Source organism: Opitutus sp. GAS368, assembly GCF_900104925.1.
Lineage (GTDB): Bacteria > Verrucomicrobiota > Verrucomicrobiia > Opitutales > Opitutaceae > Lacunisphaera.
Genome location: NZ_LT629735.1, coordinates 351,099 through 364,734, shown reverse-complemented (window position 1 = coordinate 364,734; position 13,636 = coordinate 351,099). Strand labels below are relative to the sequence as shown.

At 66.4% G+C, this 13,636-nt stretch carries 12 protein-coding genes and 1 tRNA gene; 5 read left to right on the top strand and 8 right to left on the bottom strand.

Annotation, left to right across the window (positions count from 1 at the left end):
• The first annotated feature begins 97 nt into the window (after positions 1 to 97).
• Entirely contained in the window at positions 98 to 799 is a 702-nt protein-coding gene (phoU, locus tag BLU29_RS01600; RefSeq protein WP_091054836.1) for a phosphate signaling complex protein PhoU, read from the top strand.
• A 58-nt stretch (positions 800 to 857) separates the two neighbouring features.
• Here phoU and BLU29_RS01595 read toward each other — a convergent pair whose 3' ends face one another.
• From BLU29_RS01595 to BLU29_RS01580, 4 genes are all read right to left on the bottom strand, one after another.
• Positions 858 to 1,901, bottom strand: a complete 1,044-nt coding sequence (locus BLU29_RS01595) for an inorganic phosphate transporter (protein ID WP_091054835.1) — start codon at positions 1,899 to 1,901, stop codon at positions 858 to 860.
• Between the two features lie 103 nt (positions 1,902 to 2,004).
• Positions 2,005 to 2,640, bottom strand: a complete 636-nt coding sequence (locus BLU29_RS01590; protein ID WP_091054834.1) for a DUF47 family protein — start codon at positions 2,638 to 2,640, stop codon at positions 2,005 to 2,007.
• A 134-nt stretch (positions 2,641 to 2,774) separates the two neighbouring features.
• Entirely contained in the window at positions 2,775 to 4,808 is a 2,034-nt protein-coding gene (locus BLU29_RS01585) for an ATP-binding protein (protein ID WP_172830182.1), read from the bottom strand.
• A gap of 118 nt (positions 4,809 to 4,926) precedes the next feature.
• A tRNA-His gene (locus BLU29_RS01580) sits at positions 4,927 to 5,003 on the bottom strand.
• Between the two features lie 114 nt (positions 5,004 to 5,117).
• Here BLU29_RS01580 and BLU29_RS01575 point away from each other — a divergent pair.
• From BLU29_RS01575 to BLU29_RS01565, 3 genes are all read left to right on the top strand, one after another.
• Positions 5,118 to 5,888 (top strand): endonuclease/exonuclease/phosphatase family protein, encoded by a 771-nt coding sequence (locus BLU29_RS01575; protein WP_157693551.1) that lies wholly within the window; start codon positions 5,118 to 5,120, stop codon positions 5,886 to 5,888.
• Between the two features lie 107 nt (positions 5,889 to 5,995).
• On the top strand, positions 5,996 to 6,793 hold the full coding sequence (gene trpA / locus BLU29_RS01570) for a tryptophan synthase subunit alpha (RefSeq protein WP_091054831.1): 798 nt from the start codon (positions 5,996 to 5,998) through the stop codon (positions 6,791 to 6,793).
• A 3-nt stretch (positions 6,794 to 6,796) separates the two neighbouring features.
• On the top strand, positions 6,797 to 7,738 hold the full coding sequence (locus BLU29_RS01565; protein WP_091054830.1) for a diguanylate cyclase: 942 nt from the start codon (positions 6,797 to 6,799) through the stop codon (positions 7,736 to 7,738).
• A 78-nt stretch (positions 7,739 to 7,816) separates the two neighbouring features.
• On the opposite strand, the gene BLU29_RS01560 is transcribed toward BLU29_RS01565, so the two are convergent.
• Entirely contained in the window at positions 7,817 to 8,698 is an 882-nt protein-coding gene (locus tag BLU29_RS01560) for a diacylglycerol kinase family protein (protein WP_157693550.1), read from the bottom strand.
• Between the two features lie 87 nt (positions 8,699 to 8,785).
• On the opposite strand from BLU29_RS01560, the gene miaA reads away from it, so the two are divergent.
• Positions 8,786 to 9,697, top strand: a complete 912-nt coding sequence (miaA, locus tag BLU29_RS01555) for a tRNA (adenosine(37)-N6)-dimethylallyltransferase MiaA (protein ID WP_091054828.1) — start codon at positions 8,786 to 8,788, stop codon at positions 9,695 to 9,697.
• A gap of 87 nt (positions 9,698 to 9,784) precedes the next feature.
• Here miaA and BLU29_RS01550 read toward each other — a convergent pair whose 3' ends face one another.
• The 3 genes from BLU29_RS01550 to BLU29_RS01540 form a co-directional block, all read right to left on the bottom strand.
• Positions 9,785 to 10,297 carry a DUF4199 domain-containing protein gene (locus tag BLU29_RS01550; protein WP_091054827.1) on the bottom strand — a complete coding sequence of 171 codons (513 nt, stop codon included), beginning with the start codon at positions 10,295 to 10,297 and terminating at the stop codon, positions 9,785 to 9,787.
• A 26-nt stretch (positions 10,298 to 10,323) separates the two neighbouring features.
• The gene (locus tag BLU29_RS01545; RefSeq protein WP_091054826.1) at positions 10,324 to 11,715 is read right to left on the bottom strand and encodes a tryptophanase; all 1,392 of its coding nucleotides are present in this window, start codon (positions 11,713 to 11,715) and stop codon (positions 10,324 to 10,326) included.
• Positions 11,716 to 11,952: 237 nt separating this feature from the next.
• On the bottom strand, positions 11,953 to 13,476 hold the full coding sequence (locus BLU29_RS01540; protein ID WP_091054825.1) for a TolC family protein: 1,524 nt from the start codon (positions 13,474 to 13,476) through the stop codon (positions 11,953 to 11,955).
• Positions 13,477 to 13,636: the final 160 nt, after the last annotated feature.

The following is a 13,636-nucleotide window of genomic DNA, read 5'->3' as shown; positions in this document are numbered from 1 at the left end:
CCAATGAACACGAATCGATCTCATTCACCTCGGCTGCATTCGTGTGAATTCGTGTGAATTCGTGTCCATTCGTGGTTAACCGTCCCTCTTCCATTTTATGAAACGATTCTTCGACGCCGAACTGGAAAACTTCCGCTCCCACCTGCTGCAGATGGGCGAGCGCGCCATGGACCAGACCCGCCTCGCCATGAAGGCCTTGATGGACGCGGACATCGCCCTCGCGGACAAGGTCATCGCGGCCGACGACGAGCTGGACAAGCTGGAGGTGCAGATTGACGACGAGGCCATCCGCTACATGACCCTGCGCGGGCCCGTCGCCTCGGAGCTCCGCCTCATCGTGGTCGGCATGAAGGCCAGCCACGACCTGGAGCGGGTGGGGGACGAGGCCACCGGCATCGCCCGCCGCTCGCGCAAGCTGGCCATCGAGCCGCGCCTCGAGCTCTACGCCGACCTACCGCGCATGTCGAAGATCGCCCTGGAGATGCTGCGCGACGCCCTCGACTGCTTCGTGCAGGAGGACGAGCAGAAGGCGCTCAGCGTCATCCGCCGCGACCCCGAGGTGGACAACCTCAACCGGCTGCTCTACCGCCGGCTGACCAGCTACATGATCGAGAAGCCGGAGACGATCGCCCGGGCGCTCGAGCTCATGTTCATTTCCAAGTCGATCGAGCGCATCGCCGACCACGCGACCAACATCGCGGAGGAAATGGTGTTCCTCTCGAAGGGGCTGGACATCCGCCACAGCGACATCGGCAAGCAGGACATGCTGCCGACGACCGGCTCCAACCCGCCGGTGTGAAATGTAGGGGCGCCGCTTGACGGCGCCCGGGCGTGGTCAAGCCACGCCCCTACACGGATCAGTGGTAGCCGAGCGCGCCGCAGAGGCGCTGGGTCAGGTAGCCGAGCAGGCCGCAGACAGGCAGGGTGAAGACCCAGGCCCAGAGGATGCGCTCGACCACGTTCCACTTGAGGGCGCCGGCGCGCTTGGCGACACCCACGCCCATGATCGAGGTGGTGATGGCGTGGGTCGTCGAAAGGGGAATGCCCGCCACCGACGCGGAATGCAGGATCAGGGCGGAGGTCGTCTCGGCCGCGAAGCCGTGCACCGGCTGCAGCTTGACCATCTTGTGGCCCAGGGTGCGGATGATGCGCCACCCGCCCGCGGCCGTGCCGGCGGCCATGACGAGCGCGCAGGTGATGATGACCCACTGGTTGATCGCGAACTCGGGGGTGCGGAGAAAGGAGGCCCACACCGGCAGCTGGTCGAAGGAGCCGCTCTTCGTGCCGGTGAACAGGGCGAGGGCGATGATGCCCATCGTCTTTTGCGCGTCGTTGGAGCCGTGGCTGTGCGCCATGAACCCGGCGCTGAGGAGCTGCAGCTTGCCAAACACGTTGTTCACCGTCCGGGGCCGGAGCCGGTGAATGAGCATCGTGAGCAGGAACATCAGGAGGGCGCCGCCGAAAAACCCGGCGAGGGGGGAAAGGATCATGGGCAGCACGACCTTGGGCCAGAGGCCGGTGGCCCAGTTCAGCACGTTCCAGTCGTCGTTGGCCGAGGCGAGCGCGGCGCCGCAGAGGCCGCCGATGAGCGCGTGGCTGGAACTGGAGGGCAGGCCGAACCACCAGGTCACGAGGTTCCAGATGATGGCGCCGACCAGGCCGGAAAAGATCGTGATCATCGTGACAACGTTGGTGTCGACCAGGCCCTTGCCGATGGTGCTGGCCACGGCGGTGCCCATCAGGGCGCCGATCAGGTTGAAGACGGCGGCCAGCGCGATGGCCTGGCGGGGCGTCAGCACCTTGGTCGAGACGACCGTGGCGATGGCGTTGGCGGCGTCGTGAAAGCCGTTGATATACTCGAAGACCAGTGCTGTCAGGAGGACGATCAGGAAGATGGTCATGGCACGGAGGCTCGGGGGTGGCTTGCACGGTTCCGGCCTGCTGGCCGGCCGGTGTTTGTCCGGGCCAGTCGCCCGGCAAGCGCGGCGTGTCGGCGACAGTAAATCACGAGTATTTCAGCATGATCATGAAGACCACCTGGCCGGCGTCACGCGCCCGGTCGACGGCGGTCTCCACCAAATCATAGAGTTCCATCAGGATGAAGACCTCCTTGGCGTCGTAAGGGCCGTTGTAGAGGTCCTTGACCAGTGCGAGCATGACCTTGTCCGCCTCGCCCTCGGCGAACTGGAGCTTGGCGTGGTGGTCGGTGATGCGCTCGACCTGCGTGCCGTTGCGGAGCTGCTTGACCATGGCGACGACCGATTCGACGGCCTGCTCGAGCAGGACGACCTGCTTCTGGAGGCTTTCGCGCGGGACGCGGGCCGGGCAGATGGTCAGGCGCTCGACAATCTTCTCAACGGTCTTGGGGATGCGGTAGAGGGCGAGGGAGAGGGCCTCGATGTCCTCGCGCTCCAGCGGGGTGACGAAGGTCTTGCAGAGCTCCTCGGTGATTTCCTGGGTGATGCGCTTGTCCTTGCGGCGCGTCTGAATGATGTCGTGGATGTTGGTGGCCGCCATGGACCCGTCGTTGCTCAGGATTTTGACCAGCAGGTCGGTGCTGACACGGGCCTCGTCGGCGCTCGCCTCGAGCAGATCGTAGAACTTCTCTTCCTTACCCAGAAGCTTCTTGAAGGAAATCATGCTCCTGACCGAATATTCAAAGCCGGTTCGGAGGCGAGGCGATTTTTACAAAGGTTACGACGCGACCTAGCAGTCAATCAGCCGGCATAGTCCGCTTAGGCGACCGGAGGTGCACCAACACCCAAGTCGTCAGCTCAGGCGATTGGGGCAAAAGACTCCGAGCTGCTTTCAAGGATCGGTCGGCAAATGGCGGCGATGGTGTCCAGGGTGAACGGCTTGCGAATCACCGGCAGGGGCAGCCCGCCGAGATTCTGGTCGAGATCGACGGCACCCGCGTGCCCGGTCACAAAGACCAGGCGGCCGCTCAAATCGGGGCGGTTTTCCGCCAGCCAGGCGCGGAGTTGAAAACCGTCCATCCGGGGCATCCGGATGTCGGAGAGGATCAAGTCGTAATGGCCCCGCCGGAGTTTCTCGACGGCCTCGAGGCCATCAGGCACCCCCTCCACGCTGCAGTTGAAACAGACCCTCAGGGCTTCCTGCATGTATTGTCGCACAAACTCCTCATCATCGACCACCAACGCACGCCGGCGGCTGGGTCCGGGATGGGCGACGGGTTCGGCCGGTTCTGCTGCGGTCGTCAGCAGAGCGGAAGGCGGCTGGCCGACGGGCAAGTGGATCGAAAAGGTCGAACCCTCGCCTGGCGTGCTTTCAGCGGTGATCTCCCCGCCGTGTTGCTGCACGATGCCCAGGGAAACGCTCAGCCCCAGCCCCGTGCCTCGCGGACCTTTGGTTGTGAAGAACGGGTCGAATATGCGGCTGAGGTTTTCGGGACTGATGCCCGACCCGACGTCACGCACGCTCAACACGACCGATGCTCCGTCTGATTGCAGTGTCAGGGTGATCTGCGGTTGGGGCACCCCCTCCATGGCGTGCATGGCATTCAGGACCAGATTGATCAGAACCTGCTTCAGCTGGACCGGATCCCCGCGCACCCAAACCGGCTCGACCGGCAGGTGCAGGTGCTGCTCGCAACGGGTCTCCATCAGCTGGAACCGTAGCATCTGGAGCGCCTCCCGGCAAAGCCCGCCCAGTTCGACCGGGTTGGCCTGGCCACCGGCGGGGCGCGAAAGATTGAGCAGCTGGCGGATGATCTGGGCCGCTTCCGCCGCGCTTTGCCGGATGCACAGGGTATGTGCCCGCATCGGCTCCGGGGCCACCAACTGCAGCAGGTCGGCGAAGCCCAACACGGGGGTCAGCTTGTTGTTCAGTTCGTGGGCCACCCCGGCCACGAGCGTGTCGAGCATGTTCTGTTTTTCCTGCCGGGCGATGCGCTGTTTCAGCAGATGCTGTTCGGTGACATCCTCGAAGAATACGCAAATCTGCCCGGTTTCGACCACCCAGCTGGAATGCAGTTCGAACCGGCGCGCGCCCCGGGGCAGTTCAAAGACGACCTCGGTGACCGAAGGCTCGGTGTCCGGGGCGGCGCGTTCGTGGGCGGCGAGCAGCCGGCGGAATGACTGCTGGGCGGAGGACGTCATCCAGCTTGCCAGCTGGAACGAAGCCTGAGGTCGCTCCTGCAGCTGTAGCAGCTGCTCGAAGCGGCGGTTGTGCGCGACAATGACGCCGTCCGGATCCAGCAGCGCCACACCCAAGGCATTGTTCTCAAAGAGGGCCTTGTAGCGACCCTGCGACTGTCGGAGCTGGTTGTTGATCTGAAACAAGGCAAGGTTCTGCTCGCGCAACTCCCCGTCTTGCGAAGTGACGCGCGCCAGCTGCTCGCCGAAGAGCTTGAGTTGCAGCCGCGCCAGGCTGGGCACCGGCACGAGGCCGACGAGCCGCTCGTGTTCATCCACCAGCACGATGTCCTCGAAAAACTCCGAGCCTTGTCGGGAAAGCGCCTCGTCCAGCACCCGGGGCAGGGAGGCATCCCGGCGGTAAATCAGGGGGCGCGGTGCCCGGGCCGTCATGACCGGGCTGTTGCCGTAGAGGGAGAAGCCGTAACGTGAACCCAGCATGAAACCGACCGTCGCCCGCGAGCAAAGCCCGACGACACCACCCCGGTCGACGATGGCCCGGAAGTCACCGGGATGGTCCTGAAACAGCTTTTGGACATCGGCGAGCGGGGTTTGCGCATCAACCCAATCCCGGTGGTGCACCAGCTCGCTGAGTTTGCTTGCCGGAGAAGGATCCTCGTCGGGAACGCCGGCCGGGGGTTGAACCCGGTCCAACTCCGGAACGGGGAGAGTTTCTGGTGACATGCCCCCGCAGGGTAGTTTGCCAGGGGTTTACGACAAGGGGCGGACGGTTACATTTCGGTCACTTTTCCGATCCGCTTTGGCTTGAAATTGGGGCGGTCAACGGGATTCGAACCCGCGACCCCAAGAATCACAATCTTGTGCTCTAACCAGCTGAGCTATGACCGCCGTAAAATTGGGAGCGCGAACATCCATAGCCGGCCGGTTCCTGTCAACTATTTCTCCGGTGCATTTGCCATTGCGGGGGCCACCCGGCGCCCCTTGCTAAAGGCCATGCCCCGGATGCGTTTACTGACCTTCAACGTGGCGCATGCCCGGGGCACCCTGCCGGTGCACCAGAGCCTGCGCTCGGCGGTCAAGATCAGGAGCAATCTCCTGAAGATCGCCACCCTCATCAAGAAGGTGAGGGCCGACCTCGTCGCCGTGCAGGAGATCGACGAGAACTCCCGCTGGAACGGGAGCTACAACCACCTGACCTTCCTGAGCGAGCACTGCGGCCTGCCGTTCACGGCCATCGGGCTGACCAACGAGCGCGGCGGGCGCTATCCGCTCAACTATGGCAACGGCGTGCTCTCGCGCTGGCCGATCATGCACGCCGAGGCCACGACGTTCGGCCGGCGCGCGCTGGGCGACAAGGGCTTTCTCTTCATCGAGACCGAGGTGGCCGCCGGCCGTAGGCTGCCCCTCATCAACCTGCATCTCCACCATGCCTCGCGGAAGCAGCGCCTGGGGCAGGCCGCCCTGCTCATGAAGTTCATGACGGAGCGCGCGGCCGCGCGCGGCGCCCATTGGGTGGCGCCGCCGATCCTGTGCGGTGACTTCAACAACCCCGCGCACCAGCCCGATGCCACGGCGATGTTGCTGGGCTTTTGCGAGCAGTCCAACAACTACACGCTGCTGCCCAAGACCGGCCGCACCTTCCCGGCGGCGCTGCCCGCCCTGTCGCTCGATTTTGTCTTCGTCCCGCAGGAATGCCGGGTCGTGCACGCCGAGGTGGTGCGCTGCTACCTGTCGGACCACCGGCCTGTGCTGGTGGAGTTCGACCTCGATTAGGACTGGACCGCCGCTACAGGGCGGGCGGATATACTTGGCGGACTGATCCTCGATCCGCCAATTTTCGCTCGACCCGCGCCGCCGGTCTTCGGACTCTCGGTTTCTCCATGGACCGCATCGCCCAGGCCTTTGCCCGCACCCGCCGCGAAAAGCGCGCCGCTTTCGTGGCCTACCTCTGTGCCGGCGATCCCGACTTCGATACCTCGCTGGCCGCCTGCCGGGCCGTGCTGGATGCCGGCGCCGACGTGCTGGAGCTGGGCGTGCCGTTCTCCGACCCGCTGGCCGACGGTCTCACCAACCAGCTCGCCGCGCAGCGGGCGCTCGACGCCGGCATGACGGCCGCGCGCGGGCTCGAGCTGGTGAGACGCCTCCGCGAGAAAAGCCAGGTCCCGATCGTCTTCTACACCTACTACAACCTGGTTTTCTCGAACGGCGTGGAAAACTACGTGCGCGCCGCCAAGGAGGCCGGGGTGGACGGCTTGCTTACCCTCGACCTGCCGCCCGAGGAGGCCGACGAGGTGCTGGCCGCCTGCGCCAAGCACGACCTGAAGACCGTCTTCATCGTGGCGCCGACCACGCCCGCCAGCCGGCTGCCCCGCATCGGCGCCGCCGCGACCGGCTTCATCTATTACGTGTCCCGCGAGGGCGTGACCGGCGTGCGCGACCAGGTCGCCGCCAACATCCCCGAGGCGGTCGCCCGCATCCGCCAGCACACGGCGCTGCCCGTGGCCGTTGGTTTCGGCATCTCCACCCGCGACCAGGTCAAGCAGGTGGCGAAGGTCGCCGACGGCGTGGTCGTCGGCAGCGCGCTGGTCAACGTCATCAAGGAGAATCTCGACAACCGGGCCGGTTTGCCGGCACGGTTGCGCATCACCGCGGCCGACCTGGTCGCGGGTGCCGCCTGAGCCATGCCCACCACGATCCCGCCCAAAGTCCGCCGGATCCTGCTGATCGATGACGACCGGCTGCAACAGCGGCTGATGCAGGGGCTGGTGCAAAACTTCCGCGGCGGCGCCTTCGAGCTCGACGGGGCCCAGACCTACGCCGAGGGGCTGAAGAAGCTCCTGAGCGGCAAATACGCCGTGTGCCTGCTCGACTACCGGCTCGATGCCCAGGACGGCCTGGCCCTGCTCCGCGAGGCCCGCATCGCCGGCGGTGAGACGCCGGTCATCATCCTGACCGCCGACGACAGCGAGGAGGTGGACATCGCCGCCATGGAGGCGGGTGCGGTGGATTACCTGGTCAAGGCCACGATCAATCCCCGCCTGCTCGAGCGCTCGATCCGCTACGCCCTGAAGCTCGGCGAGACGCTCGCCCAGCTGCGCCAGCTGGCCCAGCGCGACGAGCTCACGCGCCTGCTCAACCGCCGCGAGTTCTCGCGCATCCTCAACGAGGAGTGGGACCGCAGCGTGCGGTTCAAGCGCCCGTTCGCCCTCGTCATGGTGGACATCGACCATTTCAAGAAGATCAACGACACGCACGGCCACCAGGTGGGCGACGAGGTGCTGCGCCATGTGGCCAGCCTGCTCGCCGGCCAGGTGCGCACGGTGGACCGCGTGGCCCGCTACGGCGGCGAGGAATTCGCCCTCATCATGATCGAGACCGACGGCAAGAACGCCGCCGAGCACATCAAGCGGTTGGGCGTGCTGCTGGCCGAGACCCCTTGTTTCGTGGAGAGCAAGAATCTCACCGTCGAGGTCACGCTGAGTGCGGGTGTCGCCACGAGCATCGGCGATGCGACCAGCGCCACCGATTTGGTGGGGGTGGCGGACAAGGCGCTTTACGCCGCGAAGAAAGGCGGCCGCAACCGGATCGTGATGGCCGACGGCACGGTGATTCCGTTCAAGTAGGGTGATTTCTTTGCAGGTCGGGCTTTACGCCCGACACGAGGGAAACCTGCCGGGCATAAAGAGCCGACCTACACCCAATCATGCTTCCGCCGGCACCATGATCCGCAGACTCCGCGGCTTCAGGGTGATTTCCAGCTTCGAGGTGGTGGCGCGGGGCTCGCCGTCGGTGTGGATCCAGCCCGGCTTGGTGCGTTCGATGACAAATTCCGCGCCGCTGAAGCGGGTGACCGCCTTGACTTGGTCGAAGCTGTCGGTGCCCAGCCGGTAGAGCATGCCGCACGCGCCGAGAAAGCCGACCTGCGGCACGCTGATCAGCTCGAAGCGGCCGTCGTCCAGCTTCGCCCCGGGCGCCACGCGGGCATCGTTGCCGTATTGGTCGGAGTTCATGACCGCGAGGGTGAAGGCGTCGACCTCGGCGGTGCCGCCGGCGTGCCGCACCGTGCAGCGCTCGGGCTGGTGGGCGAAGAACGAGGGAAAGCCGACCCGGATGTAGCCGGCGAGGCCGCGGTTCGTCTGGCGGCTGAAACGCACGGCGATATCCGCCTCGAAACCGAGACCCATGGCATTGAAAAAGGCGAAACCGTTCACCAGGCCGGTGTCGATCGGCATCGGCCGGCCGTCGAGCAGCGTCCGGAAGGCGCCGTGGCCGGGCTGGCGGATGCCGAGGTGCCGGCCGAGGCCGTTGCCCGAGCCGCAGGGGATGAGGCCGAAGACGGCCGGCGTGTCCACCAGCGCCGTGGCCACCTCGTTCATGGTGCCGTCCCCGCCGATGGCCACGACCAAGCCGCAACCCTCGTCGACCGCCTGCCGGGCCAGCTCGGTGGCGTGGCGCGGCCGCTCGGTGTCGACGACGGTGGCGTCAAGGCGGCGCTCCTTGATGAAAGTGGCGGCCCGGTCGCGCAGGTAGGGATTGCGCCGATTCCGGCCGGAATAGGGGTTGAAGATGAACCGGGCTTTCAAAGGCGGTCTCGGAGAAAAGCGACGGATGGTCCGGATTGCACGGATTTTTCTTGTGACAATTCCGACACACCCGCTTCCACTGGCGCGATGTCACGCACCCTTCACGTCCTCACCGGTTGCACCGCCGTCGGCAAGACCGAGCTGGCCCTGCGCTGGGCGGAGGCGAACGGCGCCGAGATCGTGTCGTGCGACTCGCTGCTCTTCTACCGCGGGGCGGACATCGGCACGGCCAAGCCCGCTCCGGCGGAACTGGCCCGCGTGCCGCATCACCTGATCGACAGCTGCGGGCTCACGGAGCGGATGGACGTAACGCATTACGTTACCAAGGCCCGGGTGGCGGTCGACGATATCATGCGGCGCGGGCGCAAGGTGCTGGTGACGGGCGGGAGCGGATTTTATCTGAAGGCGTTCTTCGCCCCGGTGGCGGACGAGGTCGCCGTGCCGGCCGGGTTGCGGACGGAACTGCGCGCCAGACTGGAGCAAGCCGGGCTCGCGGCGCTGGTGGCCGAACTGGGGCGGCTGAACCCGGCGGGGCTGGGCGCGCTGGACGTGCAGAATCCACGGCGGGTGCTGCGGGCGTTGGAGCGCTGCCGGGCTTCGGGCCGGACGCTGGCGGCGTTGCAGGCCGACTTCGACGCCCAGCCGGCGCCGTTCGCGGATTGCACGGTCAAGCTTTGCGAGCTGGTGCGCGAGCCGGCCGAACTGGACCAGCGCATTGCCCAGCGCGTGGCCGCGATGCTGGCCGCCGGGCTGGTGGCCGAGGTGCGCGGGTTGCTGGCGCAGGGATTGAAGGACAATCCCAGCGCGGCCGGTGCCATCGGCTACCGCGAGACCATTGATTTCATCGAGGGCCGGCTGCCGGAGCCGGAGCTCGCCGCAGCCATCGTGAAGAACACTCGCGCGCTGGTGAAGAAGCAGCGCACGTGGTTCAAGACCCAGCTGCCGGAGCACCGGCAGGTCGCGGCCGCCACGGTGCAGGTCGGGGACCTGTTCGTCTAGATTTTGCCAGGCAGTATGCCTTCGATTGTAGGAGCCTGCTTGCAGGCGATTACGCCGAAGATCGCCTGCAAGCAGGCTCCTACATGATCAGGCCGGGCGGTGGGGCAGCTGGCGCACCAGCAGCGTCAGGCCGACGGAGGCCAGCCCGCCCATGAGCGTCATGCCGACGATGATCGTGAGCACCAGGCCGCCGGGGGTATAGGCGTCACGGGTGGCGGTGATGCCTTCCTGAATGATGGCCTCCGACACGTGGGCGGCGCGCTGCTGCGCGACCTTGGCTTCCAGCACCTGGTCGATCCAGGTCGGGTTGATGAAGTGGCTGTAGGTGACGAGGAAGCTGTAGACGAGCAGGGCGGCCACGAACGAGGCGAAGACACCGGCCCAGATGCCGGCCCCCAGGCTGAGCCGGCCGTCGTAGACCGCGGCGCGCTTGGCCCGCAGCAGCAGGAACAGCGTCGTCAGCGGCACCAGGTTGGAGAGCAAGCCGGTGTAGGCCCCGATCTCCGGCCGCGTGGTGTGGAAGCCGAACAGATACTCCAGCGTGATCCACAGGCAGAGGCCCGCGCCGCTGATGAGGCCGTATTTGAGCTCAGATCGCATGCGGCCAGCAAAAGTGGCCGGCGCAATTAGTCCACCAAAAGCCGGCCACCGATCGGGGCGAATTTAGCCGTGAAATGCCGGAGCTGCTCGGGGGCTTCCGTCAGCCTCACGCCCCGGAGGCGGTCGCGCAGGCCGTGCACGTGCAGGATCACCTCGGCGAGGTAATCCACGTGGCTTTGGGTGTAGACCCGGCGCGGGAACGCGAGCCGCACCAGTTCCATGGCGGCGGGCCGCTCGGTGCCGTCGGGCTGGCGGCCGAACATGACCGAACCGATCTCCACGGAGCGCACGCCGCCCTCGAGGTAAAGCGCGAGCGACAGGGCCCAGGCGGGAAACTCCGCCGGCGGGATGTGCGGCAGCAGGGCCTTCGCGTCGATGTAGATGGCGTGGCCGCCGGGCGGCTGCACGATCGGGACGCCGGCGGCGGTGAGCTTGTCCCCCAGGTAGGCGACGGAGCGGATGCGGTAGCGCAGGTAGTCCTCGTCGAGCACTTCCTTGATGCCGACGGCCAGCGCCTCGAGGTCGTAGCCGGCGAGGCCGCCGTAGGTGGGGAAACCCTCGGTGAGGATCAGGTTGTTGCGGCACTTGGCGGCGAGGGCGTCGTTGTTCAGCGCGAGGAAGCCGCCGATGTTCACCAAGCCGTCCTTCTTGGCCGACATGGTGCAGCCGTCGGCGCAGTCGAACGCCTCGCGGGCGATGGCGGCGGGGGTGCGGTTGCCCTGGCCGGGCTCGCGCTGCTTGATGAACCAGGCGTTTTCGGCAAAGCGGCAGGCGTCAAGGATGAGCGGCACGCCGTGCGCCTTGCAGAGGGCGGACGCGCCGTGGATGTTGGCGAGGCTGACCGGCTGGCCGCCGCCGGAATTGTTCGTGATGGTGATCATCGCGAACGGCACGCGGCCCTTGTGCTCGGTCAGACAGCGCTCGAGCGCGACCAGGTCGATGTTGCCCTTGAACGGCGCGACCAGCGACGGCTGCGTCGCCTCGGGGCAGCGCAGGTCGAGCGCCGTGACGCCGACGGCCTCGAGGTTGGCGCGCGTGGTGTCGAAGTGCGTGTTGTTCGGCACGATGTCGCCGGCCCGGCAGGCGCTCGCGAACAGGATCCGCTCGGCCGCGCGCCCCTGGTGCGTGGGGATGATGTGGCGGTAGCCGGTGACATCGCGCACCGCCGACTCAAAGCGGAAGAACGAGCGGGCGCCGGCGTAGGATTCGTCGCCTTGCATCATGCCGGCCCACTGGGCGGCGGACATCGCCCCGGTGCCGGAGTCGGTCAGGAGGTCGATGATGACATCCTCGGCCTTGAGGCGGAAGAGATTGAGGTGCGCGGCCTCCAGGGCGGCGGCGCGCTGCTCGCGGGTGGTGAAGCGGATCGGTTCGACCGTCTTGATGCGGAACGGCTCGATGATGGTCTTAAACTGCATGGGGCGGGGGTGACCAAAGAAAAACCCCTGCCGCCGGGGGGCGACAAGGGTATTAGGTTAAGCCGTATGGCCTAAATGGACCGGCGGTCCGCCTTGATTCAATACTCCGGCGCTTGCTCCGGCTTGCATGAGGGGAAAGACCACGGCGAGGTCGCCGTGGCTCCAGCATGGGAAGAACTGGAGCGCGGGCGAGCCCGGGTGGGATTGAGCCAAGGCCCCGGGGCTTGCCGGGGGTTTTTACTTGGCGGTCAGGTTCACGCGGTAGAGATCAAGCGAGGTGCCCTCGAGAAAGCGCAGGCTGGCGAGCGCGTTGCGCAGGCCGACCTCCGCCTGGAGCTGCGTGAGGCGGGCATTTTCGAGCTGATTCTGCGCCTGCAGCACATCGTAGCTGGTCGCGACGCCGGCGTCGAACTTGGCCTTCTGAAGCTCGTTCTGTTTCTGGCTCAGGAGCGTGGTCTGGATGGCGGCCGCGACACCCTCCTGGCTGGACTGGACGGCGCGGACAGCCGCGCGCACCTGCACCAGCAGGTTTTGGTCGGCCTGATCATAGGCGACCTGTTCGCTCTGGACGTTGGCCAGCGCCTGGCGGTATTGCGCCCGGGCGGCGCGGAGGCCGATGGGCACGCTGACGGCCAGGCCCACGTTCCAGTTGTAGCCCGGGCCGGACCAGACGGAGGAATTGGCGTCGCCGTAGGAATGCTCCGCGCTGCTGTAGCTGCCGCCGGCAATGGCGTTCAGCGAGGGCAGGGTGTTACGCCTGGCCCGGAGGGCGGTGAGCTTGTATTGCTCGATCGTGGCGGCGAAGACGGCGAGATTCGGACCGTTGTCGCGGGCAAGCTTGTAGGAGCCGGCAAAGTTGGGGGCGGTCGCCGGGACGGGAGGGAACTCGACGTGGCCGACCGGGGTGGTGAACTCGCGCTCGCCGAGCGCCTGAAGCAGGGTGTCCTCGGCGTTTTCCATGGTCCGCTTGAACCCGATGAGCGCGCTCTGGGCGGTCGCGAGGCCGGCCTGGGCCTGGACGACGTCGAGGTCGGTGAGCACGCCCGTTTGGCGTTTGAAGAGGTTCTCGTCGAGCAGCTGCTGGGCGAGCTTCACGGCGTCCTGGCCGACCACATACTGCTCGCGGGCGAAGGCCAGGTTGGAGTAGGCGGTCTCGACGTTGAGGATGGTGGTGAGGACGGAGCTCTTGAGGTTGAGGTTGGCGACCCTTTCACCGAGCTGGGCGATCTGGATGGTGGCGCGGTTGTAGTCGACGCCGGCGCCCTGGAGCAGGGGCTGGCTGAGGTTCAGCGAGACCAGGCCGTTGTAGCTCGGATTGATGAGGGCCTGCACGGTGTTGCTGGCGTTCCGGGCGAGGCTGTAGTTGGCGGTCAGGGTGCCACCCGTGATGACGGGCTGGGTCAGCGAGAAGGAGGTCGACTGGTTGTCGGTCTGGGGTTTGGCGCCGCCGAGCCCCGTGGTCGTGGAGAAGAGGGCGCTGGGGCTCTCTTGGACGGCCTTCTGCCAGTTGGAGCCGAACAGCGGGTCGTAAGCGGCCTTCGAGATGATGACCGAGTCCTGCGCCTGCTGCACGGCGAAGGATTGGATGCGCACGGCGAAGTTCTTGTCGAGCGCCCGGGCCACGCATTCCTCCAGGGAAAGGCGGGGGGCGGAGGCGGCGGCGGGCGCGGTAGAAGGGGCGCTGTCCTGGGCGAACGCGGCCGAGCAGGCAATCAGGGCGGCCAGCGAGGCGGCGGTGAGGCGGCGGGGGAGGATGGTCATGAGAAGGGTGGGACGGGGACAGCGGTAGAACACGCGAAACTGGGCAAAAGTTTGAGCTTTTTTGTGACGGTGGCGATCCGGAGTGGTTTCAGGAAAGAAAATGCCACCGCGGGGCGGTGGCACGAGAGGAATAGAGGGGCGGCGTTATGACAGGATGAGC

What these genes read in the sequence shown, in the direction of transcription:
- miaA (WP_091054828.1), top strand. Translation starts at nt 8,786, where the DNA reads ATGTCACGCACCCTTCACGTCCTCACCGGTTGCACCGCCGTCGGCAAG.
- BLU29_RS01595 (WP_091054835.1), bottom strand. Translation starts at nt 1,901, where the DNA reads ATGACCATCTTCCTGATCGTCCTCCTGACAGCACTGGTCTTCGAGTAT.
- BLU29_RS01540 (WP_091054825.1), bottom strand. Translation starts at nt 13,476, where the DNA reads ATGACCATCCTCCCCCGCCGCCTCACCGCCGCCTCGCTGGCCGCCCTG.
- BLU29_RS01545 (WP_091054826.1), bottom strand. Translation starts at nt 11,715, where the DNA reads ATGCAGTTTAAGACCATCATCGAGCCGTTCCGCATCAAGACGGTCGAA.
- BLU29_RS01565 (WP_091054830.1), top strand. Translation starts at nt 6,797, where the DNA reads ATGCCCACCACGATCCCGCCCAAAGTCCGCCGGATCCTGCTGATCGAT.
- BLU29_RS01575 (WP_157693551.1), top strand. Translation starts at nt 5,118, where the DNA reads ATGCGTTTACTGACCTTCAACGTGGCGCATGCCCGGGGCACCCTGCCG.
- trpA (WP_091054831.1), top strand. Translation starts at nt 5,996, where the DNA reads ATGGACCGCATCGCCCAGGCCTTTGCCCGCACCCGCCGCGAAAAGCGC.
- BLU29_RS01590 (WP_091054834.1), bottom strand. Translation starts at nt 2,640, where the DNA reads ATGATTTCCTTCAAGAAGCTTCTGGGTAAGGAAGAGAAGTTCTACGAT.
- BLU29_RS01550 (WP_091054827.1), bottom strand. Translation starts at nt 10,297, where the DNA reads ATGCGATCTGAGCTCAAATACGGCCTCATCAGCGGCGCGGGCCTCTGC.
- phoU (WP_091054836.1), top strand. Translation starts at nt 98, where the DNA reads ATGAAACGATTCTTCGACGCCGAACTGGAAAACTTCCGCTCCCACCTG.